This is a genomic window from Acidipropionibacterium virtanenii (genome assembly GCF_003325455.1).
GTDB lineage: Bacteria > Actinomycetota > Actinomycetes > Propionibacteriales > Propionibacteriaceae > Acidipropionibacterium > Acidipropionibacterium virtanenii.
The window spans coordinates 3,207,064-3,215,693 of sequence record NZ_CP025198.1; the positions used below are offsets into that span (position 1 = coordinate 3,207,064).

6 protein-coding genes are annotated in these 8,630 nt (G+C 66.3%); 2 read left to right on the forward strand and 4 right to left on the reverse strand.

Going from position 1 to position 8,630, the window contains the following annotated elements; translation table 11 throughout:
• The first annotated feature begins 111 nt into the window (after positions 1 to 111).
• Positions 112 to 1,047: an NAD-dependent epimerase/dehydratase family protein gene (locus JS278_RS14820; RefSeq protein WP_114045861.1), complete on the forward strand. Its 936-nt coding sequence runs from the start codon at positions 112 to 114 to the stop codon at positions 1,045 to 1,047.
• A 117-nt stretch (positions 1,048 to 1,164) separates the two neighbouring features.
• On the opposite strand, the gene JS278_RS14825 is transcribed toward JS278_RS14820, so the two are convergent.
• Positions 1,165 to 4,605 (reverse strand): AAA family ATPase, encoded by a 3,441-nt coding sequence (locus JS278_RS14825; protein ID WP_114045862.1) that lies wholly within the window; start codon positions 4,603 to 4,605, stop codon positions 1,165 to 1,167.
• Positions 4,606 to 4,825: 220 nt separating this feature from the next.
• Here JS278_RS14825 and JS278_RS16095 point away from each other — a divergent pair, with 220 nt between their 5' ends.
• Positions 4,826 to 4,996, forward strand: coding sequence for a hypothetical protein (locus JS278_RS16095; protein WP_181833760.1), 171 nt, complete (start codon positions 4,826 to 4,828; stop codon positions 4,994 to 4,996).
• A gap of 636 nt (positions 4,997 to 5,632) precedes the next feature.
• Here the strand turns inward: JS278_RS16095 and JS278_RS14830 are convergent.
• From JS278_RS14830 to JS278_RS14840, 3 genes are read right to left on the reverse strand one after another with little or no spacing between them, the layout of a single operon-like run.
• The gene (locus JS278_RS14830) at positions 5,633 to 5,947 is read right to left on the reverse strand and encodes a helix-turn-helix domain-containing protein (RefSeq protein WP_114045863.1); all 315 of its coding nucleotides are present in this window, start codon (positions 5,945 to 5,947) and stop codon (positions 5,633 to 5,635) included.
• 1 nt (position 5,948) lies between these two features.
• Positions 5,949 to 6,302, reverse strand: a complete 354-nt coding sequence (locus JS278_RS14835) for a type II toxin-antitoxin system RelE/ParE family toxin (RefSeq protein WP_114045864.1) — start codon at positions 6,300 to 6,302, stop codon at positions 5,949 to 5,951.
• Between the two features lie 18 nt (positions 6,303 to 6,320).
• On the reverse strand, positions 6,321 to 7,331 hold the full coding sequence (locus tag JS278_RS14840) for an McrC family protein (RefSeq protein ID WP_114045865.1): 1,011 nt from the start codon (positions 7,329 to 7,331) through the stop codon (positions 6,321 to 6,323).
• Positions 7,332 to 8,630: the final 1,299 nt, after the last annotated feature.

Consider the following 8,630-nt stretch of genomic DNA (forward strand, 5'->3'; position numbering starts at 1 on the left):
AGTGTGGCACGTCGGAAGCGATTAGTGAGCAGTGCTCTTGTTCATGTCATCGTCGCGGTCTACTCTGGAGACCAGAACAGAGAGCACCGCTCACTAAATGAGGAGGTCGTCATGAAGTACCTGATCACCGGTGCCGGCCAGATCGGCTCCGTCATCACACAGCAGCTCATCGACGCCGGCCACGACGTCGCGATCATCCGCCGAAGCCAGAAGCCCATTCCGGGCGCACCGTCAGCGCGGGTCATCGCCGGTGACGCCGGGGACTCTGCGCTGCTCGAGCGCGAGCTCGACGGCGTCGACGCCGTCCTCCACTGCATTCATGCCGCCTACGACGCCCAGGACTGGCGGGCCACCCTGCCCGGCCGGGAGCTGGCCGTCATGGATGCCGCGGCCGTCCGCGACGTGCCGGTCGTCTTCCCCGAATCGGTCTACGCCTGGGGCCACAGCGCCGAGAATCTCGTGGAAGACGCGGCCGGGGAGCACGCACCGGTCCCCTGCTCGCCGCTCGGCGAGGTCCGCGCCGAACTCCTGGCAGCCCGCGCGGCGCATCCGGCAAGGACCCTGTCTCTGGTCGCCTCGGATCTTTTCGGCCCGACCGCCGATTCGGGCAGCTCGGTGGCGACGCTGTCGGTCATCGGGCCGATCGCCCGGGGCAAGCGGGGCTTCCTGCTGGGAGACCAGAGCCTGCCCCACTCGCTGACCTATCTTCCGGACATGGCCCGCGCCATGATCCACGCCGCTGACCATGCCGAGGCCCTCGCCCCCGACGGGAACGCCGTCCTGCATGCGCCGAGTCTCCCGGCAGAGTCGATGCGGGACCTGGCCGGAAGGGTCGCGGCCCTTACGGGGAACCGGCCGCGCCTCACCGGCGTCCCCAGCTGGCCACTGGCCGCCGCGTCCCATCTGCACCCGATGGCGCGGGAACTTCACAACCAGTCCTACCTGTGGCGCCGCCCCGCGATCCTGCGCGACGGTCGCCTCGCGGGGGTCCGGCAGCTGGCCCCGAGTCCCTGGGACGACGCCCTGAGGGCCTCGATCAGCCGTTGACGAGCCACTGCGCCAAGGCCCGGCCGGTGGCCGCCAGCTCGGCTTCGTGGGCGCCGAAGACCACCGCGGTGGACGCCGCCATGAGCGGCACTCTGTGGCGGGTCCGTTCCGGCACGGTTACATCAGCCCCTCCACCACCTCGTCGGAGATCCGGGTGAGCTCGGCGGTGTCGGGGTGCTGCACGATCCACCGCTTGTGCGCCAGCTCCACCTGCTCGGTGAAGTTCCTGGCCCAGCGACCGTTCGACCGGTCCCGCTCCCCCAGCGCCGCATATCTGGAGCTGGCGACGTCTCCCAGCAGCTCCTCGTTGACGCTCCAGTCGGCGGCGATCCGGGCCACCACAATCCGCCCCACCTCGTCGGAGGTGTAGTCGGGGAAGACGATTGTGTGCGGGATCCGCGAGCGCAGCCCGGGGTTCTGATCCAGGAAGCGCTCCATCTGCTCGGTGTAGCCGGCGAAGATGGCCACGAAACTCGAGCGCTTGTTCTCCAGGGCGGTGAGCAGGGTCTCGATCGCCTGCCTGCCGAAGTCGCGCTCGAATCCTTCGACGGAGAGCTGGTAGGCCTCGTCGACGAACAGGACGCCGCCCATCGCCTCGTCGATCGCCCGGCCGGTCTGCTGCTCGGTGTGCCCCACATAGCCGCCGACGAGATCGCGCCGCTCGACGGTCTTGACGTTGGCGTTCTCCAGGATCCCCAGAGCGTGGAACAGCTTGGCGACGATCTCGGCCACCGTCGTCTTCCCCGTGCCGGGATTGCCCTCGAAGACCATGTGGTAGGTCGGCTGGGAGGCCGGGCGCCCGGCCCGGGCCAGCTGCTGATCGGCCTGCATCTGGACGACGAGATCGCGCACAAAAGCCTTGACCGGCGCCAGCCCGACCATGGCGTCGAGTTGCCCGAGCAGCTCGTCGACGCTCTCGCGGCGGGATGCGGCGTCGCCGCCGGAGAAGGTGTGCAGGTCCTCGTCGAGGATGGTGGAGACGTCCCCGCCAGACTCTGCGTACCGGTCGATGACCACCCCGATGAGTTCCTGGTTCCGGTTGCGGATCCAGCGTCCGTTGGAGTGGTCGGAGGTCCGCGCATACTTCCTCTTGACCACGGATGCGTACAGCTCGGCGTTGACGCTCCAGCCGTCGTCGGCGAGCATCGACAGGCCGATCCGGGCGATCTCGTCGGGCGTGTAGTCCTCGAACTCGAAGGTGTTGGTGACCCGGGAGCGCAGGCCCGGATTCATGTTGAGGAAGTCCTGCATCTTGTCGGTGTAGCCGGCAAAGATCACCATGATGTCGCTGCGATGGTCCTCCATGAATTTGAGGATCGTGTCGACGGCCTGGGGTCCGTAGCCTCCACTGCCGGCCTCCTGGTAGAGGCTGTAGGCCTCGTCGATGAACAGCACGCCGCCCAGCGCGCTCTCGAGCACTGCGCGGGTCTTCTGCGGCGTCTCCCCGATATTGGGCGAGACGAGGTCTTCCTGGCTGACTTCGACGAACACGTCGGAGCTGATCGCGCCGGCCTGGGCGAGGGCCTGGCCGAGGAGCCGGGCGACGGTGGTCTTGCCGGTGCCGGGGCTGCCGAGGAACAGCGAGTGCAGGGTCATCTCGACGCCGTGGTGACCCTGGGCCTCGCGCTGCTGGTTGAACTCGACGGTCCGCAGGAAGCGGCGGATCTGCGCCTTGACCGAGTCGAGCCCGGTGAGCGCGTCGATCCGCGCCATCGGATCGTCGGGGGCCTGGGAGGACGCCGCCTTCCCGGTCTGCGTCGACTGCTCCGAGGGGTCGGGGACGTCGGTGTCGCCACCGGCGGGGAGGGGCTGGTCCGCGTGGTCGGAGGCCGTTCGCATCTGGGCCAGCGGGTTGTCGTCGAGGTCACGGCGCTGGATCCAGTCCGGCAGGTCGACGTCGGCGTCCTGGGCCAGATCGATGTAGCCCTGGCGGGTGCCCTCGATCTCGTTGACGCGCAGTGTGCCCTCGACCTTCATCGCGAGTTCGGCGTCCGGGCATACCAGCCGGTGAAGGATCACCGAGGCGCTCTCGTCGACCACGCAGTTGAAGAAGCCCGGCACCGGCGTGTGGCGCACCTCGTCGTCGGAGGTGATGCGGCCGCCGTCGAGGGCGTAGAGGACGCGGGCGTCGCAGGAGGACAGCTCGGCGGTGCCGCCGTCGGCGACGAGGTTCCCGAGATCGGAACCATCGGCCGTCAGCCGGCCGCCGGACACCGTCGTGGAGTTGTCATGGCCGTCGACCATGACTCGGCAGTTGTCCATGGTCATGTCGCCAGATTCGATCCTGACGGCGTCGAAGGTGCATCCGGAGAGTTGAGTGACGCCGTCGTCGATGCAGCCGAGGCACTCGATATCGCACCCCTGGGCGTTCAGTCGGCCGCTCTGAACCGACACCGTGTAGACCGTCCGCCCGGAGTCGTTGCGCACGGTGACCGACGACATCGTCAGCTCGCCGCCGGGCCGAACGCTGAGAGCGTTGTACTCGGGGAGTCCCTGGAGAGTGAAATTCGACAGGGAGTGACGGGCCCCGTCGTCGACGGTGAGTCCTTCGACCTTCAGCAGGGTCTTCTCGGGGCGCCCCTTCCCCAGGATGTCGAACTGGAGCTGGACGGTCTCCGGGATGGTGTGCTCGCCCTCCTCCAGCAGAAGGGTGTCGTCGATCTTGAGGTCCTGGGTCAGGGTTTGCCAGTCGGCTCCGGCCGGCCAGGTGACGGTCTTGGGCCGGTACGGCTCCGGCTCCGGCGGCGTCGGGTCGACGACGTGGGCGGTCTCGGCCGGGGCATCGACGGCGGACCGACCCTCGATGATGACCGGCAGGGACGCCCGCTCAAGAGGATCCCCGGTGGTGTGCAGGGCCAGGCGCAGGAAGCCGTTCTTGCAGAAGGCCTCGGCCTGGCTGGAGGTGTGGAGCCGCACGAGCTCGCAGGTCGACTGCCCGGAGACGACGATCTGGCGCCGGCGCAGGCCGTTCCCAAGGATGACGAGATCTCGGGAGGAGACCCGGCTGCCTCCCTCCAAGTAGAGCTGGCCAGCCGAGAGGTGCGACAGTGCGGCGCTCGAGGCGCCCAGCACCCAGACCTGGGACTCCGGACAGGAGGTCTGCGCCAGCTGCACGCGGGCGGCCGCGTCCGCCTTGATGGCGCACAGCATGGTGTTCTCGGAACGGTTCGCCCGGGCACGGCCGACGGTGCATGACGTGGCCTCGAGGATGCCTCCCGTCACCCAGATGCCGACCTTGTCGCTGGCCGGTTCGGCCACGATGTCGACGCCGTCCAGGAGGGCCTGTGCGCCCTTGCGGACGATGATCGCATTCTTGAAGGCGGGGGCGCGGACCGTCAGGTTGGCCAGGGCCGCCCGCCCAGTGACGTCGAGGGTGGTGTCCAGAACGACGGAGCCGCGCTCGCCGACGCCGCGCAGGGTCAGTGCCTTGAGTTGGAACCCGTCGGGGAAGGGGTAGACGCCGGGATCCAGGAGGAGGACGTCGCCCGGCGACGACGATGTGATGGCCTCGACGAGGTTCTTCTTGCGGAACCCACTGCCTACCCGGACCGTGCTCACTACCCATCCCATCCCGGACCGGGCGCCTGGACCACGGCCCTTGTGACGGTGTCACGCTAACAGGTGGGTCGGACAGTGCCCGTTTCCATGTCCGGGGCAAGGGACGACGCCCAGATCTGTCACCTCAACGCCGGCGAAACTGTAACCCTAAGGCCTGCGATCCTGTCACACCTACAGCGACCGGCTCCGCGACTCCGACGGCCGCATCCTGGCCGCCGAGGTGAAACTTCAGTCGCCGGTCGAGGCGCGCGAGGTGCGCCATCTGCTGTGGCTGCGCGAGCGGCTCGGGAAGGATCGCATCGCATCGCTTGCCGTCATCACCGCCGGTCAACACGCCTACACGCGGCCGGACGGAATCCAGGTGGTGCCGATCGCCCTTCTGGGACCGTGAATGCATGTCAGGGTCGCGGCTGTGCGCCGGCGGGGCCGGGGAAATACCATGGCTGCACAGCCCCCCTTGCGAGGGATCAGGAAGTGAGCCTCGGGATATCCTGCCGGACGACAGGGCCCGGGGCTCGCGTTCGCTCGGGTCACCAGCGGGTTACACCCCTCATAAGGGGCACTACTCTCGCTCCACTGCTGTTGCAGTATCGGCGGCAGGTGAATCTGGCTCGGTCCTACGATCTTGAGCTCACGACGGACCTTTCAGGGGTAACGACGTGATAGCCCGGTGCAAGCATCTTCAGGGGCTTTTCAGGACGCCGAGCCATCCGGATTTCGCGAAGTGGCTCAGCGGCCCGGTATCAACCACCCAGGTCACGAGATCGCACCCCACAGGGTGTCGGGAGGCAGAGCGGACCTGATCGGCAGTATCCCAATCCATCACCCTGGCCTCGGTCAGGCGTCGGGCCAGCGTGGCCATGTTCACCCGATAGCGGTTGCCCGCCCTGACCGCCGCTCCACGGACTCCCACGTTCGCCGCGTTGTCCCAGGCCTCTACCAGATCCTCCGCCGGAATCAGCAAGGCGCGTGCCGAAGGCCACCGCCCTTGTCACGACGTGACCCTAACGGAGCGGTGAGGCGCGTTTCAAGCGACCTGCAGGCGCTCGTCGCCGCTGACGTACTCCACTGCGAGCTGTCCCCCGACTGCCTCGAGGTACTTGCGAATCGTGCCGACGCGCGCACTGTCGAGGTCGCCTCGTTCGATCTTCGAGACCTGGCGCTGTCCAACTCCGATCCGCTCGGCGAGCTGGGCTTGGGTGAGCCCGGCTCGCTCCCGCAACTCGCGCAAACGGTACGCGCGGACCTCGGCAAGCATGGTCGCCTTGTGGGCGTCGATCGCCGCCTGATCCTCAGGCGTCACTGGATGCTTGGCCAGATATTCATCAAGTGCCAGAGACATGTCATCGCCTTTCCCTCAACGCACGAAGATGCTCATCGAGCAGATCGTCTGCGACCGGAAGATTCTCCTTGTACCACCGCGACCAGTTCCCCTGCTTGTCCCCTGCCACAAGCAGAATCGCCTGACGACGCGGATCGAATGCGAACAGGATCCGGAGCTCGGAGCGCCCAGCAGATCCTGGTCGCAGTTCCTTCATGTTCGTGTGTCTCGAACCGACCACAGTGTCCAGGAGTGGACGGCCGAGCTGTGGACCGTGATCTCGCAGCACCTGCAGTGCGGCGATCACCTGTCGCCAGGACGCACGATCGAGGTCGTCGAGCCAGTCCTGGATCAGGGCAACATCGACGACCCACATGTCGGCATTCTAGACCTTTTATGGTCTGCGTGCCAGGGTTTGCACACCGGCCATAAGCCTGTCGGCGAGGGCGCCCATGCATGCCAGGAGGTCGGCCGGCGGCAGGGACAGGTCCAGGGTGTGGGCGACGAGGCGGGTGCCTGCGCGCCGGACCGTGTACTGGCGCGACGGCTCGTTGCCCTTGGCGTAGATGAGGTGGCCGACGGGCAGATCCAGCACAGTGCAGTAGGCGAGCAGCTGGTACAGGTCGGCGTTGGGGAATCCGGCGGGCTTCTCGGCCTTGTACTTGGCGTCGGCGACGATGACGGGCCTGCCCTCGCGCAGCCACACGAAGTCCGGGCGGACGTCAACCAGGTCACCATCGTCGAGGTGAGTCGGGTACTGGAACGACGCCCTGCCGCCATACGGTTTGAGCGCCTCGGCCAGGGCGACGGCGACGAAGTCCTCGAAGATCTTCGCCATGGAGAACAGGTATCCGGTGACCCTCACGTCCCCGGCCCGCTGTTCGAAGGACCTCCCGGCGAGGATGAGTTCGGCGATCTCCAGGGCCGGCTGGTAGCGCGCATTGAGGCGGCTCGGTGTCCAGGTGGGGCGGGCCGATGGTGGAGTGACGTCGGTGAGCTGAAGACGGAGCCGCTGCAGGGCCGCGCGCTGTTTGTGCCGGGTGGTGGGCAGCTTGAAGAGCCGCAGAGTGGCAGCCAAGAGGATCTGGTTCTCGGGGATGTCGACGGTGAACTCGTCGTAGCGCACCTCGAGCGGGATGGTACGACCCCAGTGGTGGCGAATCTGGTCGGCCTCGCGGATCCGCCCCCGCAGCACCGGAAGACGGGCCTCGATCTCCTGGTAGCCCTTGAGCAGGCCCTGATCCAGAGCCCTGGTGGCCAGCCGGATGAAGGCGCGGGTGAGGGCCTGCGGCAGGTCGTCCTCGGTGCCGAGGGTGACGACGTCGCCGCGCCAGAATCGCGGGCGACGGGCGTATCCCATGCGGAATATGAGCCGGTCGATGGGGATCTTCGGCTGGATGATCACCTGCAGCCCGGCGAACTGGGTCTTCGCGGCGACGCGGGCCCGGATAGTGTCGAGTCCGTAGCGGGCGGCACCGCCAATACGGCCACCACTAAGTCATGCGACATCATAGTTTGGGGCGTCGGATTGTCATGACAACCCGACGCCCCAGGAGTTATGCCCGCGCACTGGCTTCAACCCTATTCGGGAATTCCACTCGTTGGGGGCTCCCATCCTAGCCCTGGCTAGCACAGAACCGATGTCAAAGCCTACTCCTCGACCCAGAGCGGGTCAACCGGTGGAACGTCGACCCGAAACCCTACATCCGAACAAAGACCGCCGAGATGACCTTCACGGCCGTGGCCTCCTACTTCACCATCCTCAACCGCACCAACGAACAAATAGAAGCTTAGGAGTCAGGACACCAGGGCCCACCCACCGCCTCCACCCCGCTCGGCAGCCTCTGATCACAACGATCCCTCAGAAAGGAAGCACAACTCTTGCGGGGCGCTGATTGACTTTCCGACACTGCAGCCGTTCAGGCGGTGACGGGCATCAAGGCTTGTCGGTCAAGCACATCGCGTCACAACTGTTTTAAACGTGCGAGGCCGAGGCGGCTAGGTAGGAATGAATCCAGACGACGCCCCGTGCGCCGTGGGGATCCAGTGGCGCCCAGAAATCTGTTGGTGTACCTTCGAACATCATGATCTCCCGTTGGGTCGCGTGCATTCCGGTTCCACGGCCCATGCGAAGGCGAATCACAAGTACTCCTCAGCCGAAGGATCTGCAACGGGGATAAATAACCACTGTTTCGCCAGCTATGTGCCGACCCGTCCGCGGCCACGGTCCGCAATCGTGCTGTCGATGTTGAGTGTGCGTGTTTGAACTCCTAGAACTCGGGGCCGACGTGCCCGGTAGCAGCACGAGCCTTCACGTCGTGCATCATCACCAAGAGCATCCAAGGCCTACAGGGCAAAGCAGAACGCGCACCCGGCAGGGGGGTGAGTGTCGTGATACTGGCGGGCCACGACCAGCTCCGACGGTCATCCTGAACCATGGGAGATCCTGGAACGTCGCAGACCTCTACGAAGAAATCAGGATCGACTCGCCCTCGAGTCCTCAGTGAAACGGCTGGCAATAGTCAATCGACAGCCACAACCGTCCAGGTCGCCTCCATCAGTTCCGAATACCTATGAGCGCTCACATACCTCCAGCTCTGGGGCGGTTCAAGCCCCATCTCTCTGAGCCGATCAAGCTCAATCGTCCGACGAGCAGTTTTCACCGACCCCAGCTCCAATGCCACGGCTATTTCCGACCCGGAGA

Excerpts from the sequence above, each read along its gene's own strand:
- JS278_RS14835 (WP_114045864.1), bottom strand. The coding sequence starts at position 6,302 with ATGTGGGTCGTCGATGTTGCCCTGATCCAGGACTGGCTCGACGACCTC.
- JS278_RS14820 (WP_114045861.1), top strand. The coding sequence starts at position 112 with ATGAAGTACCTGATCACCGGTGCCGGCCAGATCGGCTCCGTCATCACA.
- JS278_RS14830 (WP_114045863.1), bottom strand. The coding sequence starts at position 5,947 with ATGTCTCTGGCACTTGATGAATATCTGGCCAAGCATCCAGTGACGCCT.